At 69.3% G+C, this 14,655-nt stretch carries 12 protein-coding genes and 1 pseudogene; 8 read left to right on the top strand and 5 right to left on the bottom strand.

The genetic code is table 11. The features are described 5' to 3' along the window. Positions 1-163 precede the first annotated feature (163 nt). Together AC3CF1_RS31835 and AC3CF1_RS31840 are read right to left on the bottom strand one after the other, a co-directional pair. Positions 164-679: a molybdopterin cofactor-binding domain-containing protein gene (locus AC3CF1_RS31835; RefSeq protein WP_328849835.1), complete on the bottom strand. Its 516-nt coding sequence runs from the start codon at positions 677-679 to the stop codon at positions 164-166. 343 nt (positions 680-1,022) lie between these two features. Continuing rightward, complete coding sequence (locus AC3CF1_RS31840) at positions 1,023-2,246, bottom strand: oxygenase MpaB family protein (RefSeq protein WP_328375625.1); 1,224 nt, start codon at positions 2,244-2,246, stop codon at positions 1,023-1,025. 216 nt (positions 2,247-2,462) lie between these two features. Between AC3CF1_RS31840 and AC3CF1_RS31845 the strand changes: the two genes are divergently transcribed. The 3 genes from AC3CF1_RS31845 (at position 2,463) to AC3CF1_RS31855 (ending at position 6,513) form a co-directional block, all read left to right on the top strand. After that, positions 2,463-3,656: an acyl-CoA dehydrogenase family protein gene (locus AC3CF1_RS31845; protein WP_488451921.1), complete on the top strand. Its 1,194-nt coding sequence runs from the start codon at positions 2,463-2,465 to the stop codon at positions 3,654-3,656. Then, positions 3,653-4,420: an SDR family NAD(P)-dependent oxidoreductase gene (locus tag AC3CF1_RS31850; protein ID WP_488451922.1), complete on the top strand. Its 768-nt coding sequence runs from the start codon at positions 3,653-3,655 to the stop codon at positions 4,418-4,420. The genes AC3CF1_RS31845 and AC3CF1_RS31850 overlap by 4 nt, the downstream gene beginning before the upstream one ends. A 224-nt stretch (positions 4,421-4,644) precedes the next feature. Continuing rightward, complete coding sequence (locus AC3CF1_RS31855) at positions 4,645-6,513, top strand: AMP-dependent synthetase/ligase (protein ID WP_488451923.1); 1,869 nt, start codon at positions 4,645-4,647, stop codon at positions 6,511-6,513. Between the two features lie 83 nt (positions 6,514-6,596). On the opposite strand, the gene AC3CF1_RS31860 is transcribed toward AC3CF1_RS31855, so the two are convergent. Beyond that, positions 6,597-7,535: an oxygenase MpaB family protein gene (locus tag AC3CF1_RS31860; RefSeq protein WP_328375617.1), complete on the bottom strand. Its 939-nt coding sequence runs from the start codon at positions 7,533-7,535 to the stop codon at positions 6,597-6,599. Positions 7,536-7,589: 54 nt separating this feature from the next. Here AC3CF1_RS31860 and AC3CF1_RS31865 point away from each other — a divergent pair. The 4 genes and pseudogenes from AC3CF1_RS31865 to AC3CF1_RS31880 form a co-directional block, all read left to right on the top strand. Beyond that, a pseudogene (locus tag AC3CF1_RS31865) lies at positions 7,590-7,754 on the top strand (TetR family transcriptional regulator); the annotation flags it as partial. 60 nt (positions 7,755-7,814) lie between these two features. After that, positions 7,815-8,285 (top strand): DUF4334 domain-containing protein, encoded by a 471-nt coding sequence (locus tag AC3CF1_RS31870; RefSeq protein WP_488452154.1) that lies wholly within the window; start codon positions 7,815-7,817, stop codon positions 8,283-8,285. A gap of 25 nt (positions 8,286-8,310) precedes the next feature. Continuing rightward, a complete protein-coding gene (locus tag AC3CF1_RS31875) occupies positions 8,311-9,402 on the top strand; it encodes an NAD(P)-dependent alcohol dehydrogenase (protein ID WP_488451924.1) in 1,092 nt (363 codons plus the stop codon). Positions 9,403-9,582: 180 nt separating this feature from the next. After that, the gene (locus AC3CF1_RS31880) at positions 9,583-10,800 is read left to right on the top strand and encodes an oxygenase MpaB family protein (protein WP_328375609.1); all 1,218 of its coding nucleotides are present in this window, start codon (positions 9,583-9,585) and stop codon (positions 10,798-10,800) included. A 14-nt stretch (positions 10,801-10,814) separates the two neighbouring features. On the opposite strand, the gene AC3CF1_RS31885 is transcribed toward AC3CF1_RS31880, so the two are convergent. Together AC3CF1_RS31885 and AC3CF1_RS31890 are read right to left on the bottom strand one after the other, a co-directional pair. After that, positions 10,815-11,978, bottom strand: coding sequence for a TetR/AcrR family transcriptional regulator (locus tag AC3CF1_RS31885; RefSeq protein ID WP_488451925.1), 1,164 nt, complete (start codon positions 11,976-11,978; stop codon positions 10,815-10,817). A 78-nt stretch (positions 11,979-12,056) separates the two neighbouring features. Next, positions 12,057-13,253, bottom strand: coding sequence for a TetR/AcrR family transcriptional regulator (locus AC3CF1_RS31890; RefSeq protein ID WP_328375605.1), 1,197 nt, complete (start codon positions 13,251-13,253; stop codon positions 12,057-12,059). A 184-nt stretch (positions 13,254-13,437) separates the two neighbouring features. On the opposite strand from AC3CF1_RS31890, the gene AC3CF1_RS31895 reads away from it, so the two are divergent. Further along, positions 13,438-14,652: an acetyl-CoA C-acetyltransferase gene (locus AC3CF1_RS31895; RefSeq protein WP_488451926.1), complete on the top strand. Its 1,215-nt coding sequence runs from the start codon at positions 13,438-13,440 to the stop codon at positions 14,650-14,652. Positions 14,653-14,655 lie beyond the last annotated feature (3 nt).

Below are 14,655 nucleotides of genomic sequence, written 5' to 3' on the forward strand. Positions count from 1 at the left end.
CAGCCACGCGCAGTCCGTCGCTGGCGGTAAGAAACTGGTGGGAACCGTCCGTTGTCGATCCTGCCCCTGTGTCACCTTCGGCGATGGGCAGGTGGGGGTTCGAGTCACGGTCCGGGCGGCCAGCGTGTCAAGGTCGGCCCTGTACTGCGCCGGACGCGCCACCTCATCCAACGCGAGAGGCTCCTGGCCCGGTGGACCTGCCCTGCGAGGTGAGGTCCACCGCCATGGCGATCGTGCTCGTGCTGGCGGCCCTCGTGGCGAGGGTGCCGATGTCGAGGCTGCGGCCGGAGCCGTCGGTGATGACGCCGTCGTTCAGCCACAGGTCGGCGACGGGCGAGCCGAGAGTGGTCGACGCGGCCTCCAGCAGCCGCCGACGGGCTACGGCCGCGGCGACCCGGATGGGGGTGCAGGTCGAGATGATCGTGTTCGTTTCGCTGGTCACCTGGTTGAACGCCCCGTCCGGCCGGATGTCGGCCAGCGTGACGTGGACCCGCCTCCGTGGCACGGACAGTTCCTCGGCGATCAGCATGACGGTCGAGCTGGTGAGGCTCTGGCCGATCCAGGTGCGGGGCAACGCGAACGACACGGTCCCGTCCTGGCTGACCTCGACGGAGATCAGTCCTGATGTCGGCAGCGCGGCCGCGGTCATGATGTCGTTGAGGCCGAGCAGCCGCCTCACGTCTGACGACGGTAGCGGGGCGGTTGAGGTGGAAGTCACCGCCAGTTCAGCCGCGGTCACGAGGATCGGGGCGGCCAGCACGTACCCGAGGAACCGTCGCCGGGGGGCCCGCTCGACCACGGTACTGCCGCCGCCCGAGACCGGCCCGCCACCAGACCATGTCCCCGGCGCACCGAGAGCCCTCCGCGGTCCGCCCGCCAGTAGGACGTCGCGCCTGTCCAGCTCAGTCATGCCTCGACTCCTTACCGGACCACCAATGCCGGCACGCCGTGTCACGGGCTGAGTGCGTCGGGAAGAGCCAGGACGCGGGCCCGGCCCGCGCCCTTGGCTGCGACGCTCCCGATCAGAAGTCGCGATTGCCGACCGGGATCTCGATGTTGATCGACTGACCCTCGGACAGGAAGAGTAGGGCCAGCTTGCGCAGGAACTCGTCGAAGAGCCAGTAGCACTCCGGCGCGAGGGGGAGTGGGAGCAGGGCCTCCCGGACGGCGATGAACGGCCCCCAGAACGACCGCAACAGCGAGTCCCAGAGCAGGTCCCGGGGAATCTGGAGCCAGTTGGCGATCTGGTTACCGAGCATGAACCGCGTGAACGAGCCGAGGATGGGCTTGCTCAGTAGGCCGGCGTCGATCTCCTTGCCGAGGCTGAGCAGGATGTCCGCCAGCGCGATGCCCTCGGGCGTCGGTGCCAGCACCGGGTCGAGGATCTGGTCGGCCTGCGCGTTGGCCTCACTCCACGACGAGGGGATGTACTCGTCCTTGATGCCCAGCATGTGGGCGGCCACCTGCCACAGGTGGAGGAAGGCCGCCGAATCGCGGGCGGGGATCGGGACGTGCCAGGCGTTCAGCTTCCGCATGACCGTGGTCGGCAGGCTGTGCCAGGTGACCATCAGGTCCCGCTGACTGATCGGGATGTCCTCGGGGGCCACGTCGGTCCACTCCCGCGACTGCGGCAGGAGGTGCCGCACGCCGGCGTGCGCCAGCCGGGTCTTGACGGCCGTCACGATCATCGATCCGTCGGGTTGGTAGGCGTTGGCCGTCCCGATGTCGTATCCGAGTTTGGCGGTCTTGGAGATGCGGTCCTTCATGTCCGCGCCGCCCTTGGAGTAGTAGACGGCGCGGGCCTCCTTCGGAATGACGGTGCTCATCATGCCGCTGGCCAGGCCGTAGAGCACGCCGAGGTAGAGCCCCCGCTTCTCGTTGAACTGCACGGCGGTGGCCAGCTTCCCCTGGTCGACCCACGACGGCAGCACGCGGGCGCGCTCGATGAACTGGTGCACATCCGCTGGCAGCCCGGCTGGCAGTGGCTGACCGTTCTTGGTCCAGCCCCGTAGCAGTTGGTTGACCATGGGCACGTCGCCGCGGTCGAGCAGCGAGGCGACCAGTGGGTCGGCTTCCTCATCCCACACCCACCGCGGGTCGACGCCCGCTCCGGCGCCCGCCACTGAGCCCGAGGGGGACCAGGTCCACAGCGACTGGGCCTGCGCCGGCGCGGCGACACCCAATGCGCCGAGCGCACCCAACGCCCCACCGGCCTTCAACATCTTGCGTCTGCTGAGTGGATCCATGCTTGTCTCCTCCTCGAGCCCCCACTGATACGATGAAACGAATGTTGCGTCCGTGTATCAGATGAGAGCACACTGTGTCAGTGATCACAAGAATGAATGTGATGGTGCTCGATGTCTGAGGCGAGTGAGCCCACGACGCCGGCCCGCGCAGATCCACTTCGGACACAGGCTGGTCTGGGACGCCGCGCGGGACGATCGGAGGCGCCAGGTGACGGCATGCAGGACCTGACGGATCGGGTGAGAAAGTTCATCGATCACCAGGTGATCCCCGTCGAACGCGAGATCGAGACCGACCCCGAGGTCCGCGCGGGACTTCGCGCGGCCGCCCGCGCCGCCGGCGTCTTCGCCCCGTCGGCACCCAGGGGGTACGGCGGTCTGGGGCTGTCGATGCTCGAACAGGCCGACGTTCTCGAAGAGTCCGGCCGGAGTCTGCTCGGCCCGCTCGTCATAAACTGCGCGGCGCCCGACGAGGGCAACATGACGCTCCTCGAACACGTCGCCACGCCTGCGCAACGCGAGCGGTATCTCCGACCACTGGCCACCGGCGACGTTCGTTCGGCGTTCGCGATGACCGAGCCCGCCCCCGGTGCCGGATCGGACCCCGCGGCGCTCACCACGACGGCCGTGCGCGACGGTGGCGACTGGTTGATCGATGGCGGTAAGTGGTTCATCACCGGCGCCGACGGCGCCGCCTTCTTCATCGTGATGGCACGCACCGGCGCCGACGCCGCGACGATGTTCCTCGTCGACGCCGGCAGTCCCGGTCTGTCGGTCGGTCGGCACATTCCGACCATCGATGCCGGCTTCACCGGCGGGCACTGCGAGATGGTGTTCGAACGCTGCCGGGTGCCGTCGTCCGCCGTGCTGGGCGAGGTCGACCGCGGCTTCGCGAACGCCCAGGTCCGGCTCGGGCCCGCCCGCCTCACGCACTGCATGCGTTGGCTCGGTGTTGCGCGCCGCGCCCACGAGATCATGCTCGGCTATGTCGTCGAGCGTGAGCTGTTCGGTCACCGGCTGGCCGATCTCGGTCTGGCGCAGCACCTCATTGCCGACAACGAGATCGACATCGCGGCGTCCCGGGCACTGATCCGTACGACCGCCGCGACGTTGGACAAGCACGGGCGTGCGAACAACGAGACGTTGATCGCCAAGACGTTCGTGTCCGAGGCGGTCGGGCGCATCGTCGATCGCTCGGTGCAGTTGTGCGGCGGGCAGGGTGTCTCCCACGACCTACCGCTGGCGCGGTTCCTCGCCGAGGTGCGCCCGTTCCGCATCTACGACGGCCCGTCCGAGGTGCATCGCTGGGCGGTGGCTCGCCGCGCTGTCCGGCGGTACGAGGCCGCCCGACGCGGCGGGCAGGGCAGCGCTGAGTTCGTGACGAGAGACCCGCAGGGAGGGATCCGAGCATGACCACGGTCAAGGGACAACTTCAGGGCAAGGTCGCCTGGGTGACGGGCGCCGGCCAGGGTGTCGGAGCGGCGATCGCCGAAGGTCTGGCCGAGGCCGGCGCGTCAGTGATCCTCCAGTCGCGCCGGAGGGACGCGTTGCTGGCGGTGCGGGACAAGATCGTCGCCAATGGTGGCACGGCGGACATCGTGGCCGGCGACGTCACCGACGAGTCCATCGCTGATGCCGTCGTGATGTTGGCCCGGCAGCGATGGGGTCGTCTCGACGTCCTGGTGAACAACGCCGGGATCAGTCCGGCGCTGCACCGCAGCGAGCACCTGCGCGTCGCGGACTGGCAGTTGGTGATCGACACCAACCTGTCCGGGGTCTTCATCTGCGCCCGCGCCGCCGGCGCGGTCATGATCGAGCAAGGCGCGGGCAGCATCATCAACATGTCCTCGGTGCACGGTCAGGTCGGCCTTCCGAGACTTGCCGCCTACAGCGCCAGCAAGGGCGGAGTCGAGCAACTCACCCGGACGCTGGCGCTGGAGTGGGCGCCCGCCGGTGTCCGCGTGAACGCCGTGGCGCCCGGTTACCTGGAGACGCCGATGACGGAGGGGCTACGCAGCCACGAGCAGTGGTCGAAGCGGCTGCGCGAGCGCATTCCGATGGGTCGGTTCGGCCAGCCGCGTGAGGTTGTCGGCGCTGTCGCGTTCCTGGCCTCGGACGCTGCCAGCTATGTCACAGGCAGCGTCCTGCACGTCGATGGTGGGTGGACCGCCCAGTGACGAGCGGCGAACCCGCACGGCCCGGCTGGTTAGCCTGCGTTCGTCTGCCGGTGCCGCCCGCTCCCTGAGTCGAGCACATAACACCGATCGCTCCTTCCCAGAAAGTTAGCCGTCGTTTACAGTGCTGGAACGGGCCGCGGCGCCCTCGACGGCACCACGATGAGGGGTGCGCCGAACTCAACTCACACCACCACCAGGCCCGGTTACGGTTGAAGGAGTACCTCATGGATCCTGCCGACACCCTTGCCGACCGATGCGCCAAGACGGCCGCAGACCTCACCGTCCCCGCCCTCCTGCACCGCAACGCCACCGAGTTCGCCAACCTGCCGGCGCTGACAACGCTCGACCGCGACGACACCCGCACGTGGGCCGAGCTGCGCGATGAGGTCGCTGAGCTGTCCGGTGGCCTGGCCGAGATTGGTCTGGAGCCGGGCGGCCAGATGCTGATCATGATGTCGAGCAGGCCGGAGCACTGGCTGGTCGACCTCGCCGCCGTCCACCTGGGCGCGGTGCCCTCCACGATCTATCCGACGCTGAGCACCGACCAGATGCGACACCTGGCGCTACACAGCAGGGCCCAGGTGCTCGTGCTGGAAGGTGCCGCCGAGCTGGACCGCTGGCGTTCGGTCCTACCGGACCTGCCCAACCTGCGCCGGGTCGTGCTGGTCGACGAGCCCGGACTGGGCGACACGACCTCGGACGCCGTGCCGCTGTCACACGTACGCTCCGTCGGCCAGGCCGCGCACCAGGCCGACCCGGCCGCCTTCGATCGGCGCTGGCGCGCGATCCGACCCGAGCAGCCGGTGACGTTGCTGTACACGTCGGGGACGACAGGTGACCCGAAGGGCGTCGTACTCAGCCACCACAACGTGATCTATCAGGCCGTGGCCCTGGAGGCCAACGTGTCGGTCCCCGACCACTCCCCGTCGGTGGCCTACCTGCCGCTGGCCCACATCGCAGAGCGGTTCCTCGGAATCTACAACCCCATCTACCGCGCCGGTCACGTGACCATCTGCCCCGATCCCACCCAGCTCATCAAGGCCCTGCGCACCGTCGGTCCGCCATCGTTCTTCGGCGTTCCGCGAATCTGGGAGAAGATGGCCGCCGGTGTCCAGGCCCATCTGGCCACCGCGGAGCCGGCGGTGCAGGCCGCCTTCAGCGCCGCGAGCGCCGTCGCCCTTCAGGCGTACGAGCTGCGCGCGGCGGGCCAGGCCGTGCCCGACGAGTTGGCTGCCCGGTTGGCGCAGGCCGAAGCCACCGTCCTGCGACCGTTGCAGTCCACACTGGGCCTGCAGAACATGCTCTGGGCCGGCAGTGGTGCCGCCCCGATTCCGGTCGACGTCCTGCGGTTCCTGGCCGGGCTCGGCGTCGACGTGCTGGAGGTGTGGGGCATGACCGAGACCACCGGCACCGCCACCATCAACCTCCCGGAGGGTTTCCGCACCGGTACCGTCGGCCGGCCCCACCTCGGCATGCAGGTGCGCCTTGCCGACGACGGTGAGGTGCTCGTACGCGGGCCGCTGGTCTGCTCCGGGTACCTGCGCGGCGACGGCAGCGTCGAGCCGATCGTCGACGCGGACGGCTGGCTGGCCACCGGCGACGTCGGCACGATCGACGACGACGGCTACCTCACCATCACCGACCGCAAGAAGGAACTCATCATCACCTCGAGCGGCAAGAACATCTCGCCTGCGCACATCGAAGGGCTGCTTCGGGCACATCCGCTCATCGGTCAGGCGGTCGCGATCGGCGATCGGCGGCCGTACGTCACGGCGTTGATCGTGCTGGATGACGAGGTCGCGCCCCAGTGGGCGCGGTCGCATGGCATCAGCGACGCGCAGCTGCCCGGCCTGGCCTCGGACCCGCTGCTGCTCGCCGAGATCCAGGCCGCCGTCGACGCCGCCAACGCCCGGCTCGCCCGACCCGAGCAGGTCAAGACCTTCGAGGTGTTGCCGTCGAGCTGGACGCCGGCATCGGGGGAGCTGACCCCGACCCTGAAGCTGCGCCGCCGTGTCATCGTCGACCGGTACGGCGAGAGCATCGACGCCCTCTACCGGGCGACGGACCCGGCTGTCGAGTCCGTCACCGGATAGGGGCCTGAGCGTCGACTCGGGCCACTGGTCGACCACGCCGCCCCCGGCCGCCTCCACAACCCGTGCGTGCCGGAGTCGAAGGGTCAGCGATCACCCAACGGCTCCGGCCCGGCGGCCGGCGGCGGTTCCGGGCGGGCCAGCCACGTCGGGTCGAGGTCGGGTGGCGGTGGCGGCGAGCCCAGATCGGCGGGCTGGTACCCGTGCGGGTAGCCGGGGTAGGTGCGGTTGCGCGGCGCCTGGGTCAACCTGCTCGTGGTACGCGGCGGCAGCAGCCGCACCACCGCGGCCCGGGTCCGCAACCCACCCGTGACCGCCACGGACAGCCAGCGCGGCGCGGCTGGGAACGCGAACGCGTCACGTAGCTCGGCGGGCAGCAACGCGAGTACGCCGAGCCGCGCCGCACGACGCAAGGGCGCCGGGTACCACGAGCCGAACAGGTCCAGGGTGTAGGCGCCGATCCGCTGGTTGGTCGGGGCGTAGCGGAAGGTGGTGCGCTCATACTCGCGCTTGAAATCCCAGAACGCGTCGAAGTCGTCCGGCACGTCGCGGATACCCATTCGCGCACCGACGGCCCGGTAGTAGTGGAACGCGGCCAGCCGCTCGTGCTCGTGGGGCCGACGCCAGCCGAACCGGTCCAGCCAGTCGATCGGCTCGTACACGAAGGTGGACAACACATAGCGCATGTCGTCGTTGGAGATCGCGTACCGCTGGTGCGCCCGGTTGATGACCCTCAGCGCCTGCCGGCCGCGCGGCGAGTCATAGCCGTGCTCCGCCATCTCGGCCATCAGCAACGCGGTGTCGTCGTACCGCTGCTGCGCCCGCAGCCGGAACTCGCCTGTCGCGTCGAGCAGCGCGGAGATGCTGGGCACGCAGTACGTCCGCAGCAGCGCGAGCTCCAGGGCCCGCTGGTAGTCGAAGGGAAACTCGAAACCGATCGAGATCCGGTATATCTCGTGGTGGTCGCGAACCGGATCGAGTTCCTCGATACGACGCAACCAGCGGTGCCGACCGCCATCAGCCATCGCGTTCACCTCCCCAGCAGGTTCGGCGACGGCGCGGCGCGTTGTCAAGGCCGGGTGCGGCGCCGCGGTCAGGTCCCGACGACCCTCACCAGTGGCGTCCACACGGCAGCCTTGGGCGAGGCCCGCAGGCACCGGGTCCTGAAGGCTGCCAGGGTCACCTTTGCCCGCTACGGATACCGCCGCACCTCCATGGAGGCCATCGCCCAGGCCGCCGACATGTCACGACCGGCATCCTCGGGTGTCGCTACCCACCCCGGCGTACGGCGAGAGGAAGCCATCATGAACGCGAGCCTGGCCCTAGCCCGCTTCTCCGAGCTGCGCCGAGCGGGTGGCCGGGTCTCCGCCGCCGAGCTCGACGAGATCTGGGCCGAATTGGACACGGTTCGCCCCGAAGAGATCCTCGGCGAGTGGAAGGGCAGCGCGTTCGACACGGGGCACCCCCTCAACGGGCAGCTGGACAAGGTGCGGTGGTATGGCAAGGCCTTCGTCACCCTCACCGACGTCAAGCCGCTGATCTGCCGGAACGAGGAGGGCGAGCTGTACTCCAACACCGTGCTCGGCAAGGGCGGGGCCAGCCTGTGGGCAGTCGAGTTCCGCGGCGAGTCGACCGCGACGATGGTCTACGACGGGCAGCCGGTCTTCGATCACTTCAAGCGAGCCGACGAGAACACGCTCATGGGAATCATGAACGGCAAGTACGTCCCCGCCGACGGTCCCTTCTTCTACTTCGTACTCGAGCGCGTGGCCTGAGGCCGACCGTGCGAAGGAGTTCCCCATGCGAATCCGAGCTGCCGTCACCGACACCCAGAGCGGACCGTTCGTCGTCCAGGCCGTGGATCTCGAGGCTCCACGGCCGCACGAGGTGCTGGTCAGAATCGCCGCCGCCGGTGTGTGCCACACCGACCTCAGCATGCAGGCGATCTGGCCCCCGCGGCTGACTCCCATGGTCTTCGGCCACGAGGGGGCCGGCGTGGTCGAGGCAGTCGGCGCGGAGGTGACCACTCTCGCGCCGGGCGACCGCGTCTGCCTGACCTTCAGCAGTTGCGGTGCGTGTGAGCAGTGCGCGGCTGGCCATCCGGCCTACTGCCGCCGCCAGGAGGCCCTGAACACCTCCGGCGGCCGGGGCGACGGCACCACCCCACTGTCCCGCGACGGCACCCCCGTACACGGGGGGTTCTTCGGCCAGTCGAGCTTCGCCACGTTCGCGCTCGCCCACGAGCGCAACGCCATCCGGGTCCCCGCCGACCTGCCGGCCGTCGTTGCCGCGCCGCTGGGATGCGGTGCGCAGACGGGGGCGGGTACGGTGCTCAACCGCCTGCGCCCCGAGCCGGGAAGCTCCCTGGTCGTCATCGGCGCCGGCGGGGTCGGACTCACCGCGCTCATGGCCGCGATCGTTCGCGGCTGCGACCCTGTCATCGTCATCGAGCCGGTCGCCTCGCGACGCGCCCTGGCCACTGAGCTCGGCGCCAAGGCAGCCCTGGACCCGACGGCGGCCGGCCTCGTCGGCACCGTGCATGACCTCACCAGCGGCGGCGCACACCACATCGTGGACACCACCAGCCGGCCGGAGATGCTTCGCCGGGCCGTCGCCATCCTGCGTCCCCGGGGCGACCTCGCCCTCGTCGGTGTCGGCACCACAGTCGCCTTCAACGTCATGAGCCTGCTCGCCAAGGGAATCCGGGTCCACGGCGTGCTTGAGGGCGACGCGAACCCGGCGCGCTTCATCCCCGAACTGGTCGATCTCCACCAGCGTGGCCTCTTTCCGCTGGACCGGCTCATCGCCACCTTTCCCTTCGAGGACATCGGTGCCGCCGTGGACGGCATGCGCGACGGCTCCGCGATCAAGCCCGTCCTCACCTTCGACTGAGCCGCGTCGCCATCGCCGAGATGGCGGCGGTGCCCTTGTCGTACCTGCCCCTTGCAGGCGGAGTCAAGCTCCTCTATGTTAATAGAAAATCACACGTCTGGATGACTTGAAACGCGCTTGTAGTGCCCCAACAAGCTGGCGTTCAGGGCGATGTCCGGCTGGCCCGGGAAGTGGTGGCTAATGGAGAATCTCAGCAGACGAAGTGTCCTGACCCTCGGTGCCGCGCTGGGTCTGGTGACTGTGACCGACGTGCCGAAGGCATGGGCGTGGTCGTCCGCCAACTCGATCGCCGGAACCAACACGGTCACCGACCCGTGGGACGTCTGGGACGACGACACCGACCCGCTCGTCGCCTCCCTCCTCGACAACGGCCAGATTCCGGCCGTCAACAACGCGTTCAAGACGTTCATCAAGAACGGCGACCCGGTGCCCAGCGGCCTGCCCCCCGCGCTCGCCACCTACATCGGGCAGGTCAACAAGCTGCCGTCGTGGGCCGACCAGGCCAAGCTGGACCGTGCCGCCCAGTTCAACAAGCGCATGAGCATGTACCTGTTCCTGCTCTACGGGCTGGGCAGCGGCATCATGAGCACGGTGATCCCGCGGGAGGCCCGCAACGTTTACTGGTCCGAGGGCGGCGCCGACATGAAGTCGCGCGCGGCCAAGACTTTCACGTACGGCTACGACCTGAACACGCCCGACGCTTTCAAGGCGACGGGCAACTTCATCACCACCTCCACCAAGACCCGCCTGACGCACGCCGCGGTGCGGCACCTGCTGCCGCAGTCAGCAGCGTGGCGGGGGGTCACGGACCACCCGATTCCGATCAGCAACGGCGACATCCTGATCACCTTCCACAGCCTGGGCACCTACGTGCACAGCAAGCTGGTGGAGTGGCGTCGCTACGGCCTCCGGGTGTCGGCCGCCGAAGAGGAGGCCTACCTGCACATGTGGCAGGTAGCGCTGCACCTGCTCGGTGTACGGGACGAATTCATCCCCGCCACCTGGGCTGCCGCCCACGAGCAGTCGCAGTACGCACTGACGCCGATCCTCGCGCCGACACGGGAGGGCATCGACCTGGCCGACACCCTGCTGAACCTGACCTCATCGGTCGACCTGGGCATCACCAAGGGATTCCAACGCGAGTTCGCGCGCTATGTGCTCAGCGACCGGATCGGCAACTGGCTGAGGTTGCCGCGTGACCTCATCTCACGCGGCGTGATCGAGGCCGGTTGGCCAACGTACATCATGTTCCGTGAAGGGCTGTCGCCGGTCATGCCGGGCACCTTCTCGATGTTCGACCACTTCGTGCGCGGCCTGGCGATGCTCTTCCTCAACAACGGCACCTCGTCGTCCCACACCCCCATCACCATTCCGACGATGAACCGGCCCGGCAGCTGAGTCGGCGTCCCGACTTACCGGATCAGGGCACCGGTGACCAGTGCGGTGACCGTGTCCCGATGGCCGGGCGTATCCTGCCAGCGCAGGGCGCGCCCGGCCTCGACCACCACGCCGAAACCCGCATGGACCAGCATCCGGGCCTGTCGGGGGTCCAGCTCCGGGCGGACCAACCGCAACTGCTGCTCCCAGACGGCGATGTGCTCACGCTGCGCGAGGATCAAGGGGCGCCGCAGGTCGGCCGGAAGACTGGCGACCTCGGCGTCGGCGACGCTGTTGAGCGCGTTGTGCTCGAAGCAGTAGGCCACGTACGCCGCCGCCAGCGCGACCACGGCCTGACGTGGATCGGTCGCCCGCTGAAGGCTCCGCTCCACCGCCTGAGCCAGCAGGCCCGCAGCCTGCAGACAAGCCGCCACCAGAATGTCGACCTTGCCGGGGTAGTGGCGGTAGATCGCGGACGGGGCCAACCCCACGGCCTGTGCGATCTGCGCGTTCGTGACGTTGGCGAACCCGTCCTGTGCGAACAGCGGGATGGCCGCCGCCAGGATCTCGGCACGTCGAGTGCGCGGCACGGGCTGGGCGGGCAGTTCGACCAGGCTCGCGCTGCCCGCCGCCGTCGCCGGATCGGTCGCGACCACGCCCAGGGCAGATGCCAGCAACAGATCCTCGATCCGGCGTTGGGCGATCGAGGTGTGATGCATGGTGACGGACCCGATCACACCGAGGGCCGCCACCGCCCGCAGGTGCTCGCCGGGCAGCGGATATTCGCGCCGCACCAGTTCGATCACCCGCCCCACGACGTGGGCGAACTTCGTCCGAAGCAGCCGGCGGTCCGCGCGCTCGAGGTAGCGGGCCTCCCACCGGTAGAGGCCGCCCGACGCGCGGCGGGAGACCGTCACCCGGGTGACGGCGACGAGCACATCCTTCAGGGTCGCCTCTGGCGGGCACTCGTCGATGACCTCGACGAGCTTGTTCACGATGACATCGGCGCACTCGGCGAACAGCGCGTACTTGTTGGGGAAGTGCCGGTACAGCGCCGGGCCGCTGATACCGACCACGGCGGCGATCTCCTCCATGGACGCCGCGTGGTAGCCGCGCTCACTGAACACCTGGCCGGCCGCTTCGACGATGACCTGCCTGCGGTTGCGCGGTCGGGTGGCAGCAGTCGGCCCGGTGGTCACCGGATCAATCGATCAGAGGCGGGCGGACGCAGTGCCATACGCGCTAGTCAATCACAGCGCCATCGACGCTTCGAGAGCTCAGGCGTGCAGCACCGCGAGGGCGAGACGGGCCGTCTGGGTGTCGTAGCCCTCGGCGCGGTCGAAGCGGCCGAGCCGGCCGATGTCGGTGACGACGTTGAGCGCGGCGTGCACGAGCACGCGGACGTCGGCGGCCGGCAGGTCCGGTCGTACCGTCTCGACGAGGCGCATCCATTCCTCGACGTGCAGGCGTTGCGCCCCGCGCAGCTGGTGACGGTCCTCGTCGGGCAGGTTGTTGTTCTCTGCCAGGTAGACCGCGACGAGGTCGCTCTGGCCGAACGCGTAGGCGACGTAGGCCTGCACGACCCGGCGCAGAGCGTCCGCCGGGTCGCTCGCCTCGGCGATCGCGGTTGTCGTGGCCCCGGCGAGTCGGTCGGTGGCGCGGTAGTAGGCGGCCGCGAGCAGGTCGGCCTTGCTGGGGAAGTACCGGTACACGCTGGATGCCTGCATGCCGGCTGCGCGCCCGATGTCCTCGACGGCGACGGCGTGGTAGCCGTGGCGGTGGAACAGACGGATCGCCTCGATCAGCAGCAGTTCACGGCGCGAGGCGGGGCGCACCGGCGCGGTGCCCGGCGTGGCGTGCTGCTGTGGCGGCAACTGGGGGGCGTCGGCCCGCAGCAGAGTCCAGGCGACCCGGGTGAGCAGCTTCTCGGTGTCGGTGCCGGTTGCCGCCGCGCGGTAGGTGGTCACGCTGCCGAAGGCGCTGAGTGCCGCGTTGACCAGCAGCTCCGCCCGCCCGGCGGTCAGCTCGGGCCGCAGTTCGCGCAGCGGGCCGGCGAGGCGGCCGACCAGCGTGGCCAGGGTCGTGGCGAACTCCCGCCGATGCTCGGGTGTGAGGTAGCGGCCCTCCCACTGGTACAGCCCGGCGACGCGCCGTTTGCTCACGGCGACTCCGGCGATCGTGCTCAGTAGTTCGTCGAGGACACCCTCGGTGGTGTTCGCCTGCGGATCGGCGGTCGCGGCGAGCAGGGCGCCGACGACCTCCCGGGTGGCGTGCACCAGGATCGCGTACTTGTTCGGGAAGTGCCGGTACACCGCCGGGCCGCTGATGCCGACGACGGCGGCGATCTCGTCGACGGTTACCAGGTGATAGCCCCGCTCGCAGAACAGCTCGGCGCCGGCCAGCGCAATGCGGTCCTTGCGATCCTTCGGTCGTTTGGTCGCTGCCGGGCCCACACCGCTCGCTGCTGGTCGCACCCCTACAGGTTAGCGCCACCTCGCAGGGTTGCTGCGATTGCCCTCGGCCATCTTGCGTGCCATGCGTCGGTAAGGCCGAATGCAGCCAGCGTGCATCGGGTGTGGACGTTGCTTGACAAGCGGCCGTGAGCTCAACGAAAGTTAGGCTGGATTCGCATTTGGGTGAGCAGCGAGGAGCTTGGCGATGACAACCGAGGCGTTCATCTACGACGCACTGCGCACACCGCGCGGTCGGGGAAAGCCGAACGGATCGCTGCACGGGGTTAAGCCGGTCTCGCTCGTCGCTGGTTTGATCGAGGAGACCCTGCGGCGGATGCCCGGCCTTGACCCGGCGCTGATCGACGACATCGTCCTCGGGGTGGTGTCCCCGCTGGGCGACCAGGGCGCCGACATCGCCAAGACGGCCGCCATCACCGCCGGCCTGCCCGACACGGTGGCCGGCATGCAGCTCAACCGCTTCTGCGCCTCGGGCCTGGAAGCGGTGAACATCGCCGCGCAAAAGGTGCGTTCAGGGTGGGAGGATCTGGTCCTCGCCGGCGGCGTCGAGTCGATGTCCCGGGTTCCAATGGGATCCGACGGCGGAGCGTGGGCGCTGGATCCGGAGACCAACTTCAACACCAGCTTCGTGCCGCAGGGGGTCAGCGCGGATCTGATCGCGACTCTCGACGGCCATGACCGCGACGTGGTCGACGGCTATGCGTTGCAGTCGCAGGCCCGGGCGGCGAAGGCGTGGGCCAACGGCTACTTCAACCGCTCGGTGGTCCCCGTGCGGGACCGCAACGGCCTGACCGTCCTCGACCGCGACGAGCACATCCGGCTGGACTCGACCGCCGAGGGCCTCGCCGCGCTTCGCCCCTCCTTCGCCGGCATCGGGGAGAAGGCCGGCTTCGACGCGGTCGCGCTTCAGAAGTACCACTGGGTCGAGCGCATCAACCACGTCCACACGGCGGGCAATTCGTCCGGCATCGTCGACGGCGCCTCGTTGGTGGCCATCGGCAGCGAGGCCGTCGGTGCGGCCGCCGGCCTCACCCCGAGAGCGCGCGTCGTCGCTACGGCACTCAGCGGCGCCGATCCGACGATCATGCTCACCGGCCCGGCTCCGGCCGCTCGCAAGGCGCTGGCCAAGGCTGGCCTCGGCGTCGAGGACCTCGACCTGGTGGAGATCAACGAGGCGTTCGCGGCAGTGGTCCTGCGGTTCGTCGCCGACATGGGTCTGAGCATGGAGATCGTCAACGTCAACGGCGGCGCGATCGCGATGGGGCACCCGCTGGGGGCAACCGGCGCCATGATCCTCGGCACGCTCGTCGACGAACTGGAGCGACGCGGTGGTCGCTACGGGCTCGCCACGCTCTGCGTCGGCGGCGGCATGGGCATCGCGACCGTCATCGAACGAATCTGAGGA

The sequence above is a fragment of the Micromonospora sp. MGP-C2 genome (assembly GCF_057766525.1).